This is a genomic window from Polaribacter sp. SA4-10, assembly GCF_002163835.1.
GTDB lineage: Bacteria > Bacteroidota > Bacteroidia > Flavobacteriales > Flavobacteriaceae > Polaribacter.
This window is the reverse complement of record NZ_CP019331.1, coordinates 2109629-2131810: the sequence shown is the minus strand read 5'-3', so window position 1 is coordinate 2131810 and position 22182 is coordinate 2109629. Positions and strand designations below refer to the sequence as shown.

Genomic DNA, 22182 nt, shown 5'->3' with positions numbered 1-22182 from the left:
TCAAAACAATCAGTAGTTTTGATGGGTAATTAACAATTAACTAAACTGTTTTTTATATTCTAAAACTCTTAGAATAGTTGCTGTTATTCGTATTAATAATTATTATATAATTTCCTCTTGGGCTTTTAGATAAACTATAAATTCTATTTAACGTATTTTCTCCCTCTACTTTTTCCGAAAGAAGGATTTCATTTTCGTGATAAATAGTTACTTTTAAAGGCTTGTTATCAAATTCAATTTTAGAAATTAAGATTAATTCTTTTTCTATTCTAATTAATGGTTTAAAAACTTTTCCTTCTTTTTCTTCTAAAAAAGTAACCGATCCATTCTCTACAATAAAGGGTTTAACGATAACTTCAAAATCTTTATCTAACTCTGCTGTATAATTTCCGTTTTCTAAAGCAGTTAAATTAAATGTTCTTGAATAATTTCCAGAAGTTTTAATTTCTTGGTTATAAACTGTAGTTCCTAAATTATTTTTAATGGTTAAGGTTTGGCCTTTTTTTACAGCGTTAAATTCTACTTTAACCCTTTTTGCATCTAAAATATTGTCAGATGTAACGTTCTCATTTGCGTAGTTAATTAATGTTCCTAACATAAATACTACTACTACTAAACTTTTCTTAATTGTTGTTTTCATAATTTTTTTCATTTAATGATTATTAACACTGCAAATCTATGTTAGATTTAAATATCTGAAAACATCAGAATTGGTGTATTTATGTGTTATATTATCAGTAAAAAGTGTGTTAATTTAATGGGCGGTTAAAATAGTATATAAAAATGATAATTTTATATAACTTTATAAGGTTAAGTATTGTAATTTTGATTAAAATTGGTAATAATGATAAACGTTAAACCTAAATTAGAAAAAATAAGTCCAGATTTTGGGAGCTCTATTTTGGCAAAAAAGCATACAGAGTTTTTAAAACAAATAAAAGCTTTTTGGCATTTTCACCCAGAAATTGAATTAGTATATGTTAATAAAGGAAAAGGAAAAAGACATATTGGTAATCATTTGTCTTACTTTAATAATAGTCAATTATTATTAATAGGTTCTAATTTACCACATAATGGGTTTACAGATAGGTTAACAACAAATGGATCTGAAACCTTAATTCAGTTTAAACCAGATTTTTTGGGAGAAACTTTTTTTGATGCTCCAGAAATGTTTCCTATAAAAAGGTTATTTGAGAAAGCAAAAAAAGGTATTTTATTTGGCGTTAAAACAAAACAAAAATTAGGTCCTAAAATTGAAAAACTTGCAGAAAAAGGGGGGTTCAAACAAATTCTAATATTATTAGAAATTTTGCATACACTTTCTAAATCTGAAGATTATACAATTTTAAATGCAGATGGTTTTGCTTTTGAAACTCAGCCACAAGACAGCAGTAAAATAGATATAATTTTTAAGCATATTAATGAAAATTTTAACCAACATATTAGTTTAGATGAAATTGCTGGTTTGGTAAGTATGACGGTTCCTGCTTTTTGTAGGTTTTTTAAAAAAACTACAGGAAAAACGTTTACAAAATTAGTAAACGAGTATCGGGTTGTTCATGCTACAAAGCTATTATCAGAAAGTCAAACAAGTATTACAGATATTAGTTTTGAATGTGGTTTTAATAATTTTTCACACTTTAATAAACTCTTCAAAGAGTTTACAGGAAAATCAGCGTCAAAGTACAGAAGTGAAATGTTAAGTTTAATTCAATAATTAATTATATGAAAAATAAAATTGAAACTGCAATAGAGTATTATACGTTTAAAAGTAAAGAGTTATTAGATTTTATAAATTCTAATAAAAAATTAACTGTAGATCAAATAATTGAAAGCGGAGAAGAATTAGCTGTTTTAGAACATAAAATAACAGCATTAGAAGTTGCAAAAGAGAACTAATTATTTAATTCCATTCCACTCATCATCAAATTGGTTTAAAAATCCTTCCATATAAAGAGGTCTCCTTGTAGCTATTTTTTTTCCAGCAACAGTATTCATCTTCTCTTTTAGCAATAATAATTTTTCATAAAAATGATTAATTGTTGGGTGCATCAGAATTTTTGTATTGCTCTTTTGTCATATTTAAATTTGGAATAATTTCTGGATCGTACAACGCTCTGTTTTTAAAGCCACCGTAATTAAAGCAACGTGTAGGAAACAATGCCGTTCGCGCTACGAAAACAATAAAGCGGTTATTAGGTGTATTTGTTGTTTATAAAACCTTTTTTATAGCACTTATTTCCTTATTCATGCACTTATTTCCTTATTCATGCACTTATTTCCTTATTCATGCACTTATTGTTTGATCTCCAATATATCTATTAATAAGCAAGACCTTTGTTCTACATATTTAAAAACAAATTATGAAGAGAATTAGCTATTTAATGTGCTGCATTTTACTAACCAATGTTGCATGGTCTCAAGACCTTACTTTATTATCTGGGGGTCAAATAGTAACCTTATCTGGCGGTATGTTGCATGTAGGAGGCAACGTTTTTGTAGATGCATCAGCAAGCTTAACCACTACCTCAGATGCTACTCTAAGTGGCTCTTTTATTGTGAGTGGCAACACAACAGGAGACATTACGTATAAGCGTTATATAACTAACACTGATTGGCATTTGGTTTCTGCACCTGTTACAGATCAAGATATTCCTACTTTTGTAGGGGTTGCTGGCAATGCAGTAGCTCAAAGTGGTACAACAAGTAATTACGGGGTGTCTTATTACAACAACAGCAATGCTGCGAATAATCGTTGGACGTATCATAACAACGGTTCGCCATTATTAGAAAATCAAGAAACATTAACAAATTTTGTTTCGGGGCAAGGGTATAGTATGAAGAAGGCCGCTACTGGCGCTTACACCTTTACTGGTGCCATGGCAAACACAGATGTTGCTGTGTCAATACCAACTGTAAATGCTGGTACGCATCGTTGGAGTTGTATTGGAAACCCGTTTCCATCATTTTTAGCTGTAAATAATGCTGCAAATGCAGTGGCAAATGTGTTAACAGGTAACCTTGGTAATTTAGACCCAAGTTTTGCTTTTTTATATGTTTGGAATGGAACTTCTTATGATCCTATAGGGCTTTCGGATACTGCTTTACAGTTAGCTCCAGGGCAAGCTTTTATGGTGAAAGCAATTAATTTGAATGAAACATTTACCTTTAGCAAAGGTTTACAAAACCATAACAGTGGTCCAACCACTTTTTATAAAGGGAGTTCTTCAATACCTACTATTTTAGTAAATCTTACAAGTGGTGCTGTAAACAAAGCTACAAAATTAACGTTTTTAGACAGCTCAACTACAGGTTTAGATGTAGGGTATGATGCGGGTGCTTATCAAGATGGTACGCCTTCTTTTTCTTTAAACACACATTTAGTGTTAGAAAGCCAAGGGGTAGATTTTACCATACAATCTTTACCAACAAGTGTTTTAGATAGTGAGTTAGCAATACCTTTATCTGTGTACGCTGCTGTAAATAAAAAATTAACATTTAGTGTAGCTGCTAATAATGTGCCAGACGGCGTAGCAGTCTATTTAGAAGATAGCTTTAACAATACTTTTACAAACCTAACCGATGCATCTGTAGAAATAACAACTACTACCGCTTTAAATGGTATTGGGCGGTTTTACCTACGTACCTCTAGTAGTGTCTTAAGTTTAGAGAATAACGTTGTAGATAATAGTGTAAACTTATATAAAACTTCTAATAGTACGCTAAAAATTACAGGTTTAAAAGCACAAGGTAATGCTACGCTTCAAATGTATAACATTGGTGGTAAAGAAGTATTGGCTACACAATTTGTTGCACAGCGTGTAAAAGAAATTTCATTACCAATGTTACCAACAGGCGTTTACATTGTAAGTGTTGTTTCTAAATTGGGTACGTTTCATAAAAAATTAATTATCGAATAAAAACTTCAATTAAATGAAAGTAAATAACAAGAAATTTGTGGAGCAAGAAAAAGAAGAAATCTCTAGAAAAGAAGCCATTTCTAAAATAGGAAATTATGGAAAGTATGCTGCTTTAACAGCATTAGGTACCTATCTAATTTTAAGTCCACAAAAAGCGCAAGCTGCTAGTGCTGAGTCACCAGGAACTGGTTTCTAAAAATAAACACACAAATAGCATTTAAATAAAAATTAAATTATGAAAAAACTATTATTATGTGCTGCATTTATAGCGGCAAGTTTTACAAGTATTGCACAGGTTGGTATCGGTACCACCGCGCCGCAAGCAGCTTTAGATGTAGTGTCTTCAACTAGTGGTGTTCTTTTGCCGCGTGTTGCTAATATTGCCGCAGTTACCACTCCCGTAAATGGAATGCTTATTTACGATGAATCAAGTAACTGTTTTAAAGGGTTCGAAAATGAGGCCTGGACCTCTTGTTTTAGTAATAATGCAGGTGTAAAAGATGTCGTATCTACTACCGGTCGCATATGGATGGACCGTAATTTAGGAGCAACACAAGTAGCCGCTAATAGTACAGATTTTGCATCTTATGGAAATTTATATCAATGGGGTAGAGCTGCAGATGGCCACCAAGTAATAATGCGAGATGCAGCCACATTACCAAATGGTACTAATCCACCAAGCGGTTCTTCTTCATCTGCAGCAGGGCCAGTGGCTAGTGGTAGTGAAGGTGCAAACTTTATTACTGGTAATTCTGATTGGTTAAGTACACAAGATGATGTGCGTTGGAGCACTGGTACAGAAATAGCTCCTGTAAAAACTGCTAACGACCCTTGTCCATCTGGGTATAGAGTGCCAACCGAGACAGAATTAACCCAAGAACATCTTTCTTGGTCTTCTAATGATAGTGATGGAGCCATAGATAGCCCATTAAAATTACCTCTTGCGGGCTACCGCAGCAGCAATTATGGTACGCTTGACCTTGTTGGCTCAGGTGGCTACTATTGGTCAAGTACCGTAACTAGTGCGTATGCGCGTAACCTGTCCTTCAATAGCAGTAATGCTGGCATGTTCGATAGCAATCGTGCCTACGGCTTCTCGGTACGTTGCATTAAGGATTAATTACTTTGGGTTTTTGTACCCTTTATACTTAAACTGGTTGTCCCGTAGGGCAGCCAGTTTTTTAATACCGCCTTGGCGGTCAATTTTTTTTTAAAAAAAGCAGTTAACAGTCTACAGTAATAAGTAAGCCACCCAGTTTGTCTTCCTTTAAGGAACCCACACAAGAGTAGGTAAACAAAAAAAGCAATGACCTTAAAAGAAAAAGTAACTTTAGCAGCACAACCTAATAGGTTGTACCTTTTTAAAGAAGGCATGTTTTATAAAGCGTATAACCAAAATGCTATATGGTTTTTACAATAAATTTAATATTGCTGTGTTTACGACCAGACACTATTTAGATAGCGTGCACTTAAAACAATTTTTACCATGCTATTAAAATATTAATTATAAGAGAAATATTAAGATGAGAAACACATTATTACTAACACTATTACTAACAAACATACTACTAGCACAAACTCAAACCTTAACAGGCACCTTAACAGAACATAAAGGGCAAGAGATAACCTTAATAGGCTTTAACTATTACAAAGCAATAGATGTAGACAAAACAGTTGCAGATAGCCTTGGTAATTTTAGCTTAAACTACCCAAAAAATTACAAAGGTATGGGCATCTTAAAAACCCAAGACAATAGTAATTTAGTTATTGTACTTAAAAAATCTAAAACACAAATTACAGGCACACATTTAAAAGAGGTAGCTAGTTTAGAGTTTATAAATAGTAAAGAGAACAACCAATTTGTAACGTATGCAAAGACATATACCCAAGGTAAACAAGCGTACAGCGCATGGCGTTATCTAAAACCGAAGTATACAAATCAGCAAACTTTAAAAACAGAAAAAAAAGTACTACAAACAATAGACAAAGAGTTAGAACGTTTAGAGCAAGTAGCTACCAATGCTATAAAATTAATACCAGAAAACAGTTATTTACATTGGTTTTTACCCATGCAAACGTTGGTAAAAGACATGCCAGAAACCATCCATAAGTATACAGAGAACTTACCTAAAAACATACAGCAGTTTAGAAGCATAGCCTTTAACCACCCAAATTTTAAAACCAGTGGTTTATTTAAAGAATTGATAGAAGGGCATTATTTTTTACTAGAAAATATGGGGCAAAATTTAGACAGTGTCTATACCCAAATGAATACAAGTACAGATTATTTAATTAAAAGCCTAAAGAAGAATGACAGCTTGTTAAACACCGTTTCAGAAACACTGTTTAAATACTTTGAAAAACGAAGTTTATACCCTGCAGCAGCACATTTAGCTACCCAAATGCTAAGCCAAGACCAATGTGTGTTAAGCACCAGTTTAGCCAATACGATGCAAAAATATAAAGATTTAAAAGTGGGTGCTATTGCACCAGATATACAACTAGATGCAAGCACCACATTAAGTAGTATTAAAAAACCGGTATTACTTGTGTTTGGTGCAAGTGGGTGTACACACTGCAAAAAAGAAGCTTTAGAATTATTAGGCTATTATGACACTTGGAAAGCCAGAAAAAATATAGAAGTAGTGTATATAAGCTTAGACACAGACAAAACGCTATATGCTAAAGCCTACGGAAACACACCTTGGCAAACCTATTGCGATTATAAAGGTTGGGAAACCCAAGCCGCAAAAGACTATTATATAAACGCTACACCAACCTATTTTTTATTAGATAAAGACATGAAAATACTGGTGCACCCTAGATCTTTAGGGCAAGTAGATGCTTGGGTACACTATAAATTATAAGATTTTTTATAAACAAAGGCAATGCAACCCATCATAGGTCTTAAATTTTTAACACCTATGATGGGTTCTTTTTAGCAGAATTATTTGGATAGCAAATCTTTACTTAAGAGGTAATTGTTCTGAAAAACTAAACTAAACCATCCCATTCATTATAAAACTGTTGCAGATATGTTTCCATAAAAGCATGTCTTTGTGCGGCTATTTTCTTTCCAGTAACAGTATTCATCTTCTCTTTTAGCAATAATAATTTTTCATAAAAATGATTAATTGTTGGTGCATCAGAATTTTTGTATTGCTCTTTTGTCATATTTAAATCTGGAATAATTTCTGGATCGTACAACCCCCTGTTTTTAAAGCCACCGTAATTAAAGCAACGTGCAATACCAATAGCACCTATTGCATCTAGTCTATCGGCGTCTTGCACAACTTCTAGTTCTTTAGACGTAAATTTTTTAGCTTCTTTATCAAAAGAATTTTTAAAAGAGATGTGTTTAATAATGTTTATTACATGTGTTATAATAACAGTATCAACTTTTTGTTCTTTTAAAAAGGTAGTGGCTACTTTCGGTCCAATAGTTTCATCACCATTATAAAACTTTGGATCTGCAATATCATGTAAAAGTGCTGCTAAAGAAACTACAAAAACAGCTACTTTTTCTTCTTTAGAGATTAACAATGTGTTTTTATAAACACGTTCTATATGAAACCAATCGTGCCCGCCTTCGGCATTTTTAAGTTCTTCTTTTACAAAAGTGATGGTATTAGAAATAATTTTTTCTTGATGCATCTTATTTTTTTGAAGCAAGTTCTTTTTTAATCTTTTTTATTTCAAAATACATGACAATATCCATTGGAATAAAAAAGAAAGGCAAAAAAGTTTGAAAAGAAATCCCTTTTTCGAGGGTAGAGAATACAGCAAAAACAATCATTAAAACAATAACAATACTTTGTATTAGAAACAACGTTTTTTGAGTTTTTAATTTCTTTTCTAGTTCTGGTTTCGTATAAGTAGATAAAAGTGATGCCATTTTTTTTGGTTTTTGATAAAAATAAAAAAATCCATTCTAAAAAGAATGGATTTTTGTATAAATTTAGAATTGTTTCTTAACAAAACTCATCATAAGCTTGCGCTAAATTTTGTGCAATCATTTGTGCAGATCTTCCTTCAATATGATGACGCTCTAGCATATGAACTAAATTACCATCTTTAAACAAGGCAATTGCTGGAGAAGATGCAGGAAAAGGAATCATATATTCTCTTGCTTTTTGAGTAGATTCTTTTTCTACACCTGCAAAAACAGTAGTTAAGTTTGTTGGTGTTTTCTCTGCTCCTAAAGAAGCAATAGCACCAGGTCTTGCTGTACCTGCAGCACAACCACAAACAGAATTTACCATTACTAGGGTAGTTCCTTCTTTAGACATTGCATTTTCTACATCTTCTGCTGTTAATAATGCTTCAAAACCTGCATTAATAAGCTCGTTACGCATTGGTTTTACTAATTCTTCTGGATACATATTTAAAATAATTTTAAGAAGCAAATATACGAATAAATGTATCAGGATTCATCATTTGAATAAATGGTTCTTCTAATAGGTTTATCAATAAAATTGATATTCATTTCTAAGAATAAAACCAGCATCGATTCCTTATATTTGACCCTAATTTTAAAAAATAGTATGGGAAATTTCACCAAATGGTTAGGTGCTGGTTTAGGTTTTACTTTAGGAGGTCCAATAGGAGCGGCAATAGGTTTTGCTGTAGGTAGTTTTGTAGATGGTTTTACTGAAGAAGATTTAACGAAAGAACAACAAGAATACCAAAGAAAATTTCAGGGAAATAGAGATGAAAACGGTAACTTAAATACGCAATCTGGAGATTTTGAAATGAGTTTATTGGTGCTTGCATCAATTGTTATAAAATCTGATGGAAAAGTAGATCAAAGAGAGCTAGATTATGTACGTGCTCAATTTGTTGGAATGTATGGTAAAGAACGTGCTAATAGTGCTTTTAAACTTTTTAACGCAATTATAAAAAAGGAAATTTCTTCGCGTCAAGTGTGTATACAAATTAGAGAACATATGCCTCATGCTTCTCGTTTACAGTTACTTCATTTTTTGTTTGGTATTGCTAAAGCGGATGAGTCTGTGGTAGAGGCAGAAGTAGAAGATATTAGAAAAATTGCGGGCTATTTATATGTGAATCAAAAAGATTTTGATTCTATAAAAGCCATGTTTTATGATGCGTCAGATACGGCGTATAAGATTTTAGAAATAGAAAAAATTGCTTCTGATATTGAGGTGAAAAGAGGATACAGAAAGATGGTTAAAAAATACCATCCAGATAAATTACAAGGCTTAGGTGAAGAGCATTTAAAAGGAGCAAATGAAAAATTTCAAAGCATACAAGCTGCTTATGAAAAAATTAAAACAGAAAGAGGTTTATAAAAGAGTTTTAAAGTAATTGCGTTGCAAAGTTTCTAAGTTAAAAAAAGCGAATAGTTTAAGAATTTAAAACCCTTTAATTTTTAGAATTATCACGCCAATTTCTTTGTCACTTTGTAACGATGTAACTTTTTTTTACCCTTTGCAACTTTGCGACTTTCAACTAAGAAAAATTGCAAGAAAATCCTTAATTTCGCAATCTTATTAGAAAAGATAGAAAATGAGCACGAAATTCACTGAATATAAAGGACTTGACTTACCAAAAGTAGCAGAAGAAATTCTAAATTATTGGGAAGAAAATAACATTTTTGAAAAAAGTGTAACCACTAGAGAAGGAAATAAACCTTTTGTGTTTTTTGAAGGACCTCCCTCTGCTAACGGTTTACCTGGTGTACACCATGTTTTAGCAAGAGCAATTAAAGATATTTTTCCGCGATATAAAACCATGAAAGGGTACCAAGTAAAGCGTAAAGCTGGTTGGGATACACATGGTTTACCTATAGAATTAGGGGTTGAAAAAGAATTAGGAATTACCAAAGAAGATATTGGAAAGAAAATTTCTGTAGAAGATTATAACGCAGCTTGTAGAACAGCAGTAATGCGTTACACAGGTATTTGGAACGATTTAACTCAGAAAATGGGGTACTGGGTAGATATGGAAGATCCATATATTACCTATGAACCAAAATACATGGAGTCTGTTTGGTGGTTGTTAAAAGAGATTTACAATAAAAAATTAATTTACAAAGGCTATACGATTCAGCCATATTCACCAAAAGCAGGAACCGGTTTAAGTTCTCATGAATTAAATCAACCAGGTACGTACCAAGATGTAACAGATACAACTGTTGTTGCGCAATTTAAAGCAATAGAAAATACGCTTCCAGATTTTTTACAAAACGAAGGAACTATTTACTTTATAGCTTGGACAACTACACCTTGGACATTGCCAAGTAATACTGCATTAACTGTTGGGCCAAAAATTGAATATGTTTTAGTAGACACTTTTAATCAATATACATTTGAACCTACAAAAGTAATTTTAGCTAAAAAATTAGTTGGTAAACAATTTGGAGGAAAAAATAATTTTGAAGTTGAAACTTCAGAAGGCTTATCTGTTTATAATTCTGGTGATAAGAAAATTCCTTATTACATAATTAAAGAGTTTGTTGGTAAAGATTTAGTAGATATTAAATACGAACAAATTTTAGATTACGGTTGTGAATTTGAAAATAAACAAGATGCTTTTAGAGTAATTTTAGGAGACTTTGTGACTACAGAAGATGGAACAGGAATTGTACATACAGCACCAACTTTTGGGCAAGATGATGCATTAGTTGCAAAACAAGCAACACCAGAAATACCACCAATGTTGGTAAAAGATAGTGATGGTAATTTAGTTCCGTTAGTAGATTTACAGGGTAGATTTAGACCAGAAATGGGAGAATTTGCTGGTAAATATGTTAAGAACGAATATTATAATGATGGTGAAGCGCCAGAAAAATCTATAGATGTTGAGTTGGCTATTAAATTAAAAACAGAAAACAAAGCCTTTAAGGTTGAAAAATATAAGCACAGTTACCCTAATTGTTGGAGAACAGATAAGCCTATTTTATATTATCCATTAGATTCTTGGTTTATTAAAGTAACGGATGTAAAAGACAGAATGCATGAGTTAAACAAAACCATTAACTGGAAACCTGAATCTACAGGAACTGGGCGTTTTGGAAACTGGTTAGCAAATGCAAACGATTGGAATTTATCTCGATCTCGTTATTGGGGAATTCCATTACCAATCTGGAGAACAGAAGATGGTAAAGAAGAAATTTGTATTGGTTCTGTTGAAGAATTAAAAGGCGAAATGGCAAAAGCCGTTGAAGCTGGAGTTTTAGCAAAAGATATTTTTGAAGATTTTGAAGTTGGAAACAACACAGAAGAAAACTATGCAAAAATTGATTTACATAAAAATATTGTTGATGAAATAGTATTAGTTTCATCTACAGGAGAACCAATGAAACGTGAAAACGATTTAATAGACGTTTGGTTCGATTCTGGTTCTATGCCTTATGCACAATGGCATTATCCGTTTGAAAATAAAGAAAAAATTGATAACAACGAATCTTTTCCAGCAGATTTTATTGCAGAAGGAGTAGACCAAACACGTGGTTGGTTTTATACTTTACATGCAATTTCTACCATGGTTTTTGATTCTGTAGCGTATAAAAACGTTGTTTCTAACGGTTTAGTTTTAGATAAAAACGGACATAAAATGTCTAAACGTTTAGGAAATGCAACAGATCCTTTTACAACATTATCAACATATGGAGCAGATGCTACACGTTGGTATATGATTGCAAATGCAAACCCTTGGGACAATTTAAAATTTGATTTAGAAGGAATTGAAGAAGTAAAGCGTAAGTTTTTTGGAACGCTGTATAACACCTACTCGTTCTTCTCTTTATATACAAATATTGATGGCTTTTCTTATGCTGAAGCAGATGTAGCTTTAGAAGAAAGACCAGAAATAGACAGGTGGATTTTATCAGAATTACATACGTTAATAGCTAAAGTAGATAAATTCTATGAAGCATATGAACCAACAAGAGCTGCAAGAGCAATATCAGATTTTACACAAGAATATTTAAGTAACTGGTATGTACGTTTAAGTAGAAGACGTTTTTGGAAAGGAGACTATCAAACAGATAAAATTTCTGCTTACCAAACATTATACACGTGTATGGTAACCGTTGCAAAGTTAAGCGCGCCAATTGCGCCGTTTTTTATGGATAAATTGTATTTAGACTTAAATGCGGTTACAAATAAAGAAAGTTTTGAAAGTATTCACTTAGCAGAATTTCCAATATCTGAAGACCGTTTTGTTGATAAATCGTTAGAACGTAAAATGGAAAATGCACAGATTATATCTTCTTTAGTTTTATCACTTAGAGCAAAAGAAAAGATAAAAGTGCGTCAACCATTACAAAAAATTATGATTCCTGTTGATAATGAACAGCAAAAGGAAGAAATTTTAGCGGTTGCAGATTTAATAAAGCACGAAGTAAATATTAAAGAAATTCAGATTTTAGATGACGCTTCGGGTATTTTAATCAAACAAATAAAACCTAACTTTAAAACATTAGGCCCAAAGTTTGGTAAGGATATGCGTTTTATAGCTGCAGAAGTTCAGAAGTTTAACCAAGAAGATATTAACAAAATAGAAAAAGATAAAAACATTCTTCTTGAAATTAACGGAAAAAATATTACTTTAGAACTCTCAGATGTAGAAATATCATCTAAAGATATAGAAGGTTGGTTAGTTGCAAATGAAGGAGCGTTAACAGTTGCTTTAGATGTTACTTTAACAGAAGATTTACGTAAAGAAGGTGTTGCCAGAGAATTGGTAAACAGAATTCAGAATGCACGTAAAGACACAGGTTTAGAAGTAACAGATAGAATAAAGTTAACGGTTTTAAATTTCGAAAACTTACAGAAATCTATCACAGATAATAAAGACTATATTATGAGTGAAACATTAACCAAAGAATTGGTTTTTGTTGATGAATTAAAAATGGGTACAGAAATTGAATTCGACACCATAAAAAGCAAAATATTAATCGAAAAAATTTAAGGGTATATCGGCTATGAAAATGAAATATTCAGAAGAAGACTTAAAAGAATTTAAAGAAATTATTGACAAAAAAAAGACGAGAGCTCAAGCCGATTTGGTTTTATTAAACGCAGCATATAAAAATGATGCTGATAATGGTACAGATGACACTTCACCATCATTTAAATCTTTTGACGAAGGTTCTGAAGTGATGAATAAAGAAGCAAATGTGCAGTTAGCTATAAGACAAGAAAAGTTTATTAGAGACCTTAGTAATGCTTTGTTAAGAATAGAAAACGGTACGTATGGTGTGTGTAGAGTTACTGGTAAACTAATTCAGAAAGAACGTTTAAGATTAGTGCCTCATGCAACTTTAAGTATAGAAGCTAAGCGGAAACAATAATTTAAAATACAGTTATTATTAATTAATAAACAAAAAGCTTCTTTTTATAGAAGCTTTTTTTATGAAAAAAACAATATTAATATCGGTTTTATTATTTTCTATTGCTATTTTTTCGCAAAAGAAAGCTTCAAAAAAGTTTGAAACTATGGTAAGTGTAATAGAAATATCTGCGGTTTAGTTTGTAGACAAATTCGTTTAGATATAATTGCAAGTATTTTCTCTTAATTTTATGATAATTACCTGTGAAATTTCGTTTTGGCATTACTAATTGCCATATGTACCTAAAATTAGAGCATCTAATTTTTATCTAAAGACTTGATAATCATTTTTATATTAGATTAGGTTCTTTTACTTGTACTTTGGCGATTACTACTTGTAGCAATCTCTTTTTTAAAAACGCTCGCTCCTTAATTTAAAGTTGAATTGACCTCATTTTAGCTATATACCTCAAAGATAAAAATTGCCTTATTTCTTTTAATTGGCAAATACTCTTTATTTTTTGGTATTCAGTTTTCATGTACTTACTGCGCAAACACTCAGGTTAATAGCGATCTTAGAATACAAAATAAAAATGATTTTCTTTAGTCTCTCAAATTTAAATTGGTAGTCATTTTTTTAGGGTATTAATACGGTATAATAAGAAGTTATTTTGTTTTATTTTTACCGAGAAATTTTAAAAAAATTTCAAATACATTAACGAGTACTATTTCGAATTTAGAAATAGTAGTTTCCATATTAAAATAAAGTATTAATTTATTGATTTATAAATTTTTAATTAGCTTTCTATTACTTTAATAAAACCTCCATATTATGAAAAAAAATTATCTACTATTATTAATAACAACGCTGTTCTTTTTAAATTCTTACTCACAAACTTGTGGTTTTGATTATGAACGCTCTAAATTAAGACAAGATCCAAGTTATATTCAATTAGAAAAAGTCGCGGAACAAAGAATTCAAGAAGCAATTGAAAAAAGAAGTCTTTCAAAACGCAGTGGTGCTCCTATCGAAGTTTTAACAATCCCTGTAGTAATGCATGTTCTGCATTTAGGAGAAAATGTAGGAACAGGAATTAACATTTCTGATGCACAAATACAAAGTAGTATAAACAATTTAAATCAATTTTATAGAGGGCAAACCGCAAACAGTTCCTTAGATTTTGGAGTAGAATTTATACTTGCTAAAAGAGACCCAAGTAATAACGCTACAAACGGAATCAATAGAATTGATGCCTCTAATCTTGCAGGGTATTCAGACTATGGTGTAAATGTTCAGAACTCTAATGGTGCAAGTTATAGTGATATTGTTGCACTGAGCAATTGGCCACAGGGCGATTATTTTAATATTTGGATTGTATCTGAACTAGATGATAACAATGGCGGATTTGGTTATCAAGGCTATGCCTATTTTTATAATGAGACTAGTAGTAACCATGGGTCAGTAATGATGGCGAGTGTCTTTGGATATGATCCTGGAAACACCAATGGTTGGGGATTAAATTCTAATGGAGATAATGGCACTGTGGTTCATGAACTTGGGCATTATTTTCATTTACACCATACATTTAAAGGAGATGGAGATGGTAGTGTATGTCCAGCAGATGCCACTGTAGGGACAGATAGTGATGGTTGTGCAGATACGGTTCCACATAAAAGAGAAACAAGTACTTGTCCTACTGTAAATAGTTGTAATAACTCAGCAAATTGGGTTGATAATAACACCATTAATAATATTATGAGTTATTACAAGTGTACAGATAGAATGACAGCTGATCAAAAAACAAGAGTAAGAGCTGCCATGGAAGGAACATCCATTGTTAATTCTAAAGCAGGAATAGTACCAGACCCAACTTATGTTGCTCCAGTATCCGTTTGTACTACAAATACTAGTACTTATGATGGTGGTAGTGTTGCAGGTATTCTTAGTGTTGCATTAAATAATGTAACGTTTTCTTCATCTTCTACATATAATGACAATGGTAATATAGATAAAAGTGCAAATGCCAATAATTATTTTGAAATTAATACAGAAAATACAAATACTATAAATGTAGGTATGTTTAATGGTAATCACCATCAATTAGGTATTTGGATTGATTGGAATGATGACGGTGATTTTAATGATAACGCAGAACAACAATACTTAGAAGAGGATATAACAGGGGGTGCAACCATTCAACACCAGATTACCTACCCCACAAACATTCCTTATGGTGATTATGTAAGAATACGCTTAATTACTGATTTAGATGATAGATATATTAATAATTGTGCATGTATACTTATCGATTCTGCTTGCTATGATAGCCTTCAATATGGCCAATCTGAAGATTATGCTTTGTATATAGAACCTGCTGCTGTTTCTACATGGACCGGTGCAAATACAGATTGGGCAACAACTGCTAACTGGAGTTCAGGTGCTGTGCCAACAGTAACAGATAATGTTGTAATTCCAAATACAGCTACTAACCAACCTATAATAAGTTCTGGTACAGCAGCAGTGGCTAATAATGTTACAATAGATGCCAATGCTACTTTAATTGTAAATGGAGGTGGTTCTTTAACGATGGATGGAAATTTAACCAATAACGGTGCTTTTAATATAAAATCTGATGCAGCAACAAATGGTTCCTTAATTGTAAAAGGTACTGCTACTGGTAATGTTACATATTTGAGATTTGTAACTGCTAATGCTGATATTAGTAAAGCTTGGCACTTAATTTCATCTCCTGTAAACGGACACAACATTGCTGGTTTTTTACCTGGCATGGCTAAGAATGGAACAAAACGAGGTATTGCTCCTTATATAAACACGAATGGAGTAAATGCTAAATGGGCTTATTATTCAGAAGGTGATACACCTGGTGCTTTCACCAATGGAAAAGGGTATACTTTAAAACTCGACCATGCTCTTATACCTAATGGAATTGCGCTAGATTTTGTTGGAACACTAAACACGAACAATGCTGGTGTAGCTATTACTGTTAATGCAACTGGTGATCAATATAACGCCATTGGAAACCCGTATACATCATATATAGATGGAGGTACATTTTTAAGTAATAATTCATCAGGAATATTGGCTGAACCAACTATTTGGTTATGGGATTCAAAAGCGAATAGTAATGTTGGTGAATACATTACAAAGAATTTTGCAAATGCATATAAAATAGCTCCAGGACAAGGTTTTTTTGTAAAAGCTTTAGCTACAGGTACTGTAAATTTATTGGAAGCGATGCAAACTCATAGTGGTGGAGATACTTTTTTAAAGCAAGAAAACAGGCCAGAAATTAAGTTATCTATTAAAGAGGGTACAACTATAAAAAGCGCAGAAATTTTTTACATAGAAAATAAAACTACTGGTTTTGATGATGGTTATGATAGCTCTCTATTTACTGGAGTTTCTAATCCCTTTGCTATTTATACGCAACTAGTTTTAGATAACAAAGGTAAAAACCTTGCAATACAAACCTTACCAAATTCTAATTATGAAAACATGGTGGTACCTGTTGGTATTAATGCAGAAAGTGGTAAAGAAATTACATTCTCTTTAAATGCTTCAAACTTTACTTCTGATCTAAAAATATTTTTAGAAGATAGCGTAACAAATACATACACACGTTTAGATGAGGCAAATAGGACTTATAAAATTACAACAACTGAAGCCTTAAACGGAATTGGAAGATTTTATTTACATACTTCTAGAAGTTCTTTAGATGTTAAAGATATTTCTTTAGAAAATGTTAGTGTCTTTAAAACCGATGCGAGTACTTTAAGAATTACAGGCTTGCAAAACAATAGTAAAACCAATGTTACTTTATTTAATCTTATGGGAAAACAGGTATTTAACACCTCTTTTCAATCTAATGGAGTAAAAGACATTGCTTTACCAAAATTAGCAACAGGTGTTTATGTTGTAAAACTTAAGACGGATAAAGGGAACTTAAGTAAGAAAATAATATTAGAATAATAACGGTAATTTTAAGACAAAATAGTATGAAAAACACAAAGAACACGCAAGATATTGCTCAAGAAATTACGCGTAAACAAGCAATAAAAAAAATAGGAAACTACGGTAAATACGCTGCTTTAACAGCTTTAGGAACGTATCTAATTTTAAACCCGCAAAAAGCACAAGCTGCAAGCCCTGAAGCTCCAGGAACTGGGTTTTAAGAATATATATTATAATAATAATAATAATAGGTTGTCTAAAAAAGAATAGTTTTTAGACAACCTTTTTTTTATAAAAAAAATACATTTAATTTTTCTATTGATTTCTACTATGGTTTTTTTGTAAAAAAGGATTGTAAATGAAATAGAAATCTCTACAGAAGGTTTAGATGATTTTGTTTTAAAAAATTCTGAAACTGAATTTTTAGATTTTTTTGTGCGCAGAAAACTCTAACAGGCAACATCTCGTTTTTGAAGAAGAAAACAATATCGTAAGCCTCTATCATAATGAAAAATACCAGCTTCATTTTTGTAAGCTCTATTTTTTAATGCCATTTCTAAGGCAAGTAAAGACCCTTTTACATTTAAGCTATTAGAAACATTGTATCCCATAATTTTCTTATAATACACATCTGCTGTTAAGGCTAAAGAACTTGGCTTCTTGCTTTTTCTGATAGGAATATTAAACTCTTTTTCTGCAATATCAGTTATTATATCAAACAAAATTTCATTTTTATCAGTTCAGTCTGCTAAATATTCTGCTCTATTTTTCAAGTAATTTAAAACCATGTTTTCACATAATTAAACAGAGTTAAGTGTAACAGTATATTAAGACGAGACAAAGCATTCAAATAAAACACCCTATTGTTTGAACGCTTAATTTTTTCACTCATCTAAGTAAGAAAATTACCTTATTTTTGAGGGTATGAAAAAGAGTATTGTTATTTTAATTCTTCTTGTTTGTTGTGTTCTTATATATAAGGTTTCATCAAGAAATAATAGTAATAAAGACTTACAAGAAAAGTATGAACTGTATCTTAAAAATCATATTTTAAATACAACTTTAACGCTTTCTAGGGAAGAAAGATTGGTTAATGGAATTCCGCCTAATAAATATTTAGAACAAAAGTATTTATTAGAGATTAACCCTCATACCGGCAGAACTCATCCAGAAAATACTTATAAAATTCAAAAAGAATTAAAAACTCAAAGATTAATTCAACACAGAACACCGGGAGACGGTATTGACAATCAATGGGTAGAAAGGGGGCCAAATAACGTTGGAGGAAGAACAAGAGCCTTGCTTTTTGATCCAAATGATGTAACTCATAAACGTGTTTTTGCGGGTGGAGTTAGTGGCGGACTTTGGGTAAATGATGATATTACAGATGAAACTTCGTCGTGGATAAGCGTTGGTATCGATGAAAACCTATCAGTAACCTGTATAACTGTAGATCCTAATGATTCGCAAATAATGTATTTAGGTACTGGTGAAGTCCATTCTCCTGCTCAAGCTTTAGGAAATGGAATTTGGAAATCTACAGATGGAGGAGATACTTGGACAAATGTTTATAAAGTAAGAGGTGTTACAACATCTGGCTTAGTACCAGGAACCTATTATACTACAGATATTATTGTAAGAGATTCAGACGGAAGTTCTGCAACAAATAATGATTCTGAGGTTTTTGCAGCAATAGGAGCTGCAGGATATAGTAGAGATCCAATAGATACTTACTTAGGATTTAATGATTATGGCATTTTTAAATCTACGGATAATGGAGCTAATTGGAATAGAGTAAGCTTAACTATAGATGAAACTAATGTTGCACCTAATGATTTAGAGATAGGTTTGGATAATACATTGTGGTTAGGTACAAGAAGAAATGTACATGGTAAAGGTGGGGGTTTAGTTTACAGTAGTTCTGATGGAAGTACATTTACACTAAAGCATACAATTACTAATGCAAAAAGAACAGAAATAGCTGTATCTAGTCTAAAGGATAGTACGGTTTATGTATTGGCAGAAGTGGCAACATTAAATGGAGCAGAAACAGCACTTATAGCCCCATATCTATCAATCTTAAAAACAGAGGATGCATTTGCAACCTCGCCAACAGTTTTGACATTACCTAATGATGCAAGATATTCTGCAGATGACTTTACAAGAGGGCAAGCATTTTATGATTTAGTAATTGAAGTAGACCCAACTAATGATGCAATTGCATATGTAGGAGGAATTAATTTATTTAGAACTACCGATAGTGGAGGTGCTTGGTCTCAAATATCTAAATGGTCTGATAGTAATAATTTAACGATTCCAACAGTCCATGCAGATCAGCATGCGTTATTATTTCATCCAACAGATGCTAACGTGGCAATTATTGGTAATGACGGTGGTGTTTTCTATGCATCTTCTTTATCATCAGCCAATACAAATACTACAGCCATTAATGCAAGAAATAAAGATTATAATATCACTCAATTTTATCATGGTACAATAAGCCAAAGTTCAAGTCCAGAATATATTTTAGGAGGAGCTCAAGATAATGGAACTCAATTTTTTGATAATGCAGTAGCAGGTGTAAATGCAACAACTAGCGTTTTTGGTGGGGATGGAACTAAATGTTTTATTGATAAGGATGGTGGGTATATGATTGTAACCTATTTATATAACAGAATAATTAGATTCGATTTACCATATACAAGTGGTAGTGAATTTAGAATTTCGTCTGACAGAAGTACAGGGAGCTTTGTGAACGCAATGGATTTAGATGAGAACTTAGATGTTTTATATACAAACGGAACAACACACCTTGCTCGTTTTACTGATATAACTACAAGTTCCCCTATACGAACAAATATTTCTGATGCACTTTTAAATAATATTAGTGCCATAAAGGTGTCTCCTTTTACATTAACTTCTTCAAAAGTTTTTGTTGGAACTTCAGATGGAACTTTAGCTAAGGTTGAAAACGCAAATACAGAAAATCAAACGATTACAGATGTTTCTGGGAGCTCGTTTTTAGGAAGTATTTCTTCAATAGAATTTGGTGCTAATGAAGATGAAATTATGGTAACATTTCATAATTTTGGAGTTACAAATGTTTGGTATTCTGCTGACGGAGGAACAAATTGGGCTAATAAAGAAGGTGATTTACCAGATTTCCCGGTAAAATGTATTTTAATGAATCCTTTAAATAATGACGAAGTAATAATTGGAACAGAATTAGGTGTTTGGAATACAAATAACTTTAAAGAGGTTTCACCAAAATGGAATCATTCGTATAACGGCATGTCAAACGTAACTGTGACTACACTCGGTTTAAGAACTTCGGACAACACTATTTTGGCTGCCAGTTATGGTAGAGGTATGTTTACAGGTAAGTTTACAGGAAATACTTTAACAACATGGACAGGAACAGTAGATTCTGATTGGAATAATGTAGGTAATTGGTCTAATGGATTGCCAACAAGTGTAATGGATGTGAAAATTCTAGAAACTACAACGGGTCCTGCTATAAATACCACAATTACGGTTGCAAATCTTTCTATTGAAACAGGTGCTTCATTAATATTAAACGCTTTAGGTTCTTTAACTATAAAAGAAAATTTAACAAATGAAGGAACCTTTATTATATATTCTAGTTCATCAAATTCTGGAAGTTTAATTGTAGAAGGCAACTCTACCGGAAATATAACTTATAATAGGGTTGTTACTACAGATTGGCATTTAACAAGTTCACCAGTAATTGGTCAGAATTATAATAATGATTGGGTTTTAGCAAATTCCATTGCATCCGGAAGCATAAATACAAGTCAAAGAGGTATTGCTACCTACAACAATGATTCTGGGCATTGGCACTATATGCTAACAGGAGAATCATCTCAATTTACACAAGGTACAGGATATTCTACATTAAGAACTACAACAGGGAATCTTTCATATACAGGAACTTTATTAACAACAGTTACAACGAAAGACATCTCAAAAGGAACTACCAATTCTTTTAATCTTATAGGAAATGTATACGCTTCTTATATCCCTTTAAATTTTGAAGCAGATAACACAAATAATTTTTTAACTACAAATACAAGTTTATTAGAGGAGGCAACAATTTGGCTTTGGAACGGAACTATTTACAACCCTATCAATCAGGCAACATCTTCACAATTTATTCCTCCAGGGCAAGGGTTTTTCGTTAAATCAAAATCAGCAGGAGGAATGGTTTCTTTTACACCATTAATGCAAAGTCATCAAGTAAGTACTTTCTTTAAAACGCAGCAGTCAAGACCATCAATAAGATTATCTCTTACTAAAGGAAAAGATAAAAAATATGCAGAGATATTTTTTATAGACAACACAACAGCAGGTTTTGACAATGGTTACGACAGTTCTTTGTATACTGGAGTGTCTAGTAATTTTGAGGTTTTTACAAAATTGGTAAATCAAGAAAAAGATATGAATTTATCTATTCAATCAATTCCAAAAGATGATTCAATTGTTGTACCAATTGGTATAATTGCACCAGCAAATACCGAAATAAGTATACGTGCTTTAATGAAAAATAGAAATGATGGTGAGAAAATCTATATAGAGGATAAAGAACTTGGTATTTTTACACGAATGCATGATGATGAAACAACGTATCGTTTTAAAAGTGAAGAAGCTATAAATGGTTCTGGAAGATTTTATTTACACACTTCATCTAAAGTCCTTGCCTTATCAAATACAAACTTATCAAGTGCAGTTCTTTTTTATACGAATGAGAAAATTCATTTTTCAGGATTGCCATCAGGGAAAAAAGCGATTAGAATTTACAATACAATAGGTACGTTAATTTTAAAAGAAAATATAATTTCACATAATGCTATTTCTGTAGCTAATTTACCAAAAGGAGCTTATATTGTTCTTATAGATACAGAAAAGGGAACTATTCAAAAGAAAATAGTCTTTTAGTAGCATTGATAAATAACAATTAAATGTTTTAATTTT

17 protein-coding genes and 2 pseudogenes are annotated in these 22182 nt (G+C 31.9%); 12 read left to right on the top strand and 7 right to left on the bottom strand.

What is annotated here, in order from left to right:
- Nucleotides 1-52: 52 nt before the first annotated feature.
- The gene (locus tag BTO04_RS09240; RefSeq protein ID WP_157662450.1) at nucleotides 53-640 is read right to left on the bottom strand and encodes a DUF3244 domain-containing protein; all 588 of its coding nucleotides are present in this window, start codon (nucleotides 638-640) and stop codon (nucleotides 53-55) included.
- Nucleotides 641-844: 204 nt separating this feature from the next.
- Here BTO04_RS09240 and BTO04_RS09235 point away from each other — a divergent pair, with 204 nt between their 5' ends.
- Entirely contained in the window at nucleotides 845-1717 is an 873-nt protein-coding gene (locus tag BTO04_RS09235; protein ID WP_087564217.1) for an AraC family transcriptional regulator, read from the top strand.
- An 8-nt stretch (nucleotides 1718-1725) separates the two neighbouring features.
- Entirely contained in the window at nucleotides 1726-1899 is a 174-nt protein-coding gene (locus tag BTO04_RS15360; RefSeq protein ID WP_198342050.1) for a hypothetical protein, read from the top strand.
- Here the strand turns inward: BTO04_RS15360 and BTO04_RS09230 are convergent.
- Nucleotides 1900-2149: pseudogene (locus BTO04_RS09230) on the bottom strand (HD domain-containing protein); the annotation flags it as partial.
- Between the two features lie 214 nt (nucleotides 2150-2363).
- On the opposite strand from BTO04_RS09230, the gene BTO04_RS09225 reads away from it, so the two are divergent.
- The 4 genes from BTO04_RS09225 (at nucleotide 2364) to BTO04_RS09205 (ending at nucleotide 6787) form a co-directional block, all read left to right on the top strand.
- Nucleotides 2364-3920, top strand: coding sequence for a T9SS type A sorting domain-containing protein (locus BTO04_RS09225; RefSeq protein ID WP_087564216.1), 1557 nt, complete (start codon nucleotides 2364-2366; stop codon nucleotides 3918-3920).
- Between the two features lie 13 nt (nucleotides 3921-3933).
- Complete coding sequence (locus tag BTO04_RS09220; RefSeq protein WP_087564215.1) at nucleotides 3934-4116, top strand: hypothetical protein; 183 nt, start codon at nucleotides 3934-3936, stop codon at nucleotides 4114-4116.
- Nucleotides 4117-4449: 333 nt separating this feature from the next.
- A complete protein-coding gene (locus BTO04_RS09215; protein WP_157662449.1) occupies nucleotides 4450-5040 on the top strand; it encodes an FISUMP domain-containing protein in 591 nt (196 codons plus the stop codon).
- Between the two features lie 403 nt (nucleotides 5041-5443).
- Nucleotides 5444-6787: a peroxiredoxin gene (locus BTO04_RS09205; RefSeq protein WP_087564212.1), complete on the top strand. Its 1344-nt coding sequence runs from the start codon at nucleotides 5444-5446 to the stop codon at nucleotides 6785-6787.
- Between the two features lie 127 nt (nucleotides 6788-6914).
- Here BTO04_RS09205 and BTO04_RS09200 read toward each other — a convergent pair whose 3' ends face one another.
- The 3 genes from BTO04_RS09200 to BTO04_RS09190 form a co-directional block, all read right to left on the bottom strand.
- Nucleotides 6915-7574, bottom strand: coding sequence for an HD domain-containing protein (locus BTO04_RS09200; protein WP_087565376.1), 660 nt, complete (start codon nucleotides 7572-7574; stop codon nucleotides 6915-6917).
- Nucleotide 7575: 1 nt separating this feature from the next.
- Complete coding sequence (locus BTO04_RS09195) at nucleotides 7576-7815, bottom strand: hypothetical protein (protein WP_087564211.1); 240 nt, start codon at nucleotides 7813-7815, stop codon at nucleotides 7576-7578.
- Between the two features lie 76 nt (nucleotides 7816-7891).
- Nucleotides 7892-8302 (bottom strand): BrxA/BrxB family bacilliredoxin, encoded by a 411-nt coding sequence (locus BTO04_RS09190; RefSeq protein ID WP_087564210.1) that lies wholly within the window; start codon nucleotides 8300-8302, stop codon nucleotides 7892-7894.
- A 162-nt stretch (nucleotides 8303-8464) separates the two neighbouring features.
- On the opposite strand from BTO04_RS09190, the gene BTO04_RS09185 reads away from it, so the two are divergent.
- The 3 genes from BTO04_RS09185 (at nucleotide 8465) to BTO04_RS09175 (ending at nucleotide 13239) form a co-directional block, all read left to right on the top strand.
- Nucleotides 8465-9232, top strand: coding sequence for a TerB family tellurite resistance protein (locus BTO04_RS09185; protein ID WP_087564209.1), 768 nt, complete (start codon nucleotides 8465-8467; stop codon nucleotides 9230-9232).
- A gap of 217 nt (nucleotides 9233-9449) precedes the next feature.
- Nucleotides 9450-12857, top strand: a complete 3408-nt coding sequence (gene ileS / locus BTO04_RS09180) for an isoleucine--tRNA ligase (RefSeq protein ID WP_087564208.1) — start codon at nucleotides 9450-9452, stop codon at nucleotides 12855-12857.
- A 13-nt stretch (nucleotides 12858-12870) separates the two neighbouring features.
- Nucleotides 12871-13239 (top strand): TraR/DksA C4-type zinc finger protein, encoded by a 369-nt coding sequence (locus BTO04_RS09175; protein WP_157662448.1) that lies wholly within the window; start codon nucleotides 12871-12873, stop codon nucleotides 13237-13239.
- Between the two features lie 127 nt (nucleotides 13240-13366).
- Here the strand turns inward: BTO04_RS09175 and BTO04_RS15200 are convergent.
- A pseudogene (locus BTO04_RS15200) lies at nucleotides 13367-13520 on the bottom strand (transposase); the annotation flags it as partial.
- A 529-nt stretch (nucleotides 13521-14049) separates the two neighbouring features.
- On the opposite strand from BTO04_RS15200, the gene BTO04_RS09170 reads away from it, so the two are divergent.
- Both BTO04_RS09170 and BTO04_RS15355 read left to right on the top strand, forming a co-directional pair.
- Nucleotides 14050-17208 carry a M43 family zinc metalloprotease gene (locus BTO04_RS09170; protein WP_087564206.1) on the top strand — a complete coding sequence of 1053 codons (3159 nt, stop codon included), beginning with the start codon at nucleotides 14050-14052 and terminating at the stop codon, nucleotides 17206-17208.
- A 26-nt stretch (nucleotides 17209-17234) separates the two neighbouring features.
- Nucleotides 17235-17411: a hypothetical protein gene (locus tag BTO04_RS15355; protein WP_198342049.1), complete on the top strand. Its 177-nt coding sequence runs from the start codon at nucleotides 17235-17237 to the stop codon at nucleotides 17409-17411.
- Between the two features lie 228 nt (nucleotides 17412-17639).
- Here BTO04_RS15355 and BTO04_RS09165 read toward each other — a convergent pair whose 3' ends face one another.
- Nucleotides 17640-17912 carry a hypothetical protein gene (locus BTO04_RS09165; protein WP_087564205.1) on the bottom strand — a complete coding sequence of 91 codons (273 nt, stop codon included), beginning with the start codon at nucleotides 17910-17912 and terminating at the stop codon, nucleotides 17640-17642.
- Nucleotides 17913-18114: 202 nt separating this feature from the next.
- Here BTO04_RS09165 and BTO04_RS09160 point away from each other — a divergent pair, with 202 nt between their 5' ends.
- Entirely contained in the window at nucleotides 18115-22146 is a 4032-nt protein-coding gene (locus BTO04_RS09160) for a T9SS type A sorting domain-containing protein (RefSeq protein ID WP_087564204.1), read from the top strand.
- Nucleotides 22147-22182: the final 36 nt, after the last annotated feature.

Excerpts from the sequence above, each read along its gene's own strand:
- BTO04_RS09200 (WP_087565376.1), bottom strand. The coding sequence starts at position 7,574 with ATGCATCAAGAAAAAATTATTTCTAATACCATCACTTTTGTAAAAGAA.
- BTO04_RS09240 (WP_157662450.1), bottom strand. The coding sequence starts at position 640 with ATGAAAACAACAATTAAGAAAAGTTTAGTAGTAGTAGTATTTATGTTA.
- BTO04_RS09215 (WP_157662449.1), top strand. The coding sequence starts at position 4,450 with ATGGACCGTAATTTAGGAGCAACACAAGTAGCCGCTAATAGTACAGAT.
- BTO04_RS09220 (WP_087564215.1), top strand. The coding sequence starts at position 3,934 with ATGAAAGTAAATAACAAGAAATTTGTGGAGCAAGAAAAAGAAGAAATC.
- BTO04_RS09205 (WP_087564212.1), top strand. The coding sequence starts at position 5,444 with ATGAGAAACACATTATTACTAACACTATTACTAACAAACATACTACTA.
- BTO04_RS09190 (WP_087564210.1), bottom strand. The coding sequence starts at position 8,302 with ATGTATCCAGAAGAATTAGTAAAACCAATGCGTAACGAGCTTATTAAT.
- BTO04_RS09185 (WP_087564209.1), top strand. The coding sequence starts at position 8,465 with ATGGGAAATTTCACCAAATGGTTAGGTGCTGGTTTAGGTTTTACTTTA.
- BTO04_RS09195 (WP_087564211.1), bottom strand. The coding sequence starts at position 7,815 with ATGGCATCACTTTTATCTACTTATACGAAACCAGAACTAGAAAAGAAA.
- BTO04_RS15360 (WP_198342050.1), top strand. The coding sequence starts at position 1,726 with ATGAAAAATAAAATTGAAACTGCAATAGAGTATTATACGTTTAAAAGT.
- BTO04_RS09225 (WP_087564216.1), top strand. The coding sequence starts at position 2,364 with ATGAAGAGAATTAGCTATTTAATGTGCTGCATTTTACTAACCAATGTT.
- BTO04_RS09160 (WP_087564204.1), top strand. The coding sequence starts at position 18,115 with ATGAAAAAGAGTATTGTTATTTTAATTCTTCTTGTTTGTTGTGTTCTT.
- ileS (WP_087564208.1), top strand. The coding sequence starts at position 9,450 with ATGAGCACGAAATTCACTGAATATAAAGGACTTGACTTACCAAAAGTA.
- BTO04_RS09235 (WP_087564217.1), top strand. The coding sequence starts at position 845 with ATGATAAACGTTAAACCTAAATTAGAAAAAATAAGTCCAGATTTTGGG.
- BTO04_RS09170 (WP_087564206.1), top strand. The coding sequence starts at position 14,050 with ATGAAAAAAAATTATCTACTATTATTAATAACAACGCTGTTCTTTTTA.
- BTO04_RS15355 (WP_198342049.1), top strand. The coding sequence starts at position 17,235 with ATGAAAAACACAAAGAACACGCAAGATATTGCTCAAGAAATTACGCGT.
- BTO04_RS09175 (WP_157662448.1), top strand. The coding sequence starts at position 12,871 with ATGAAAATGAAATATTCAGAAGAAGACTTAAAAGAATTTAAAGAAATT.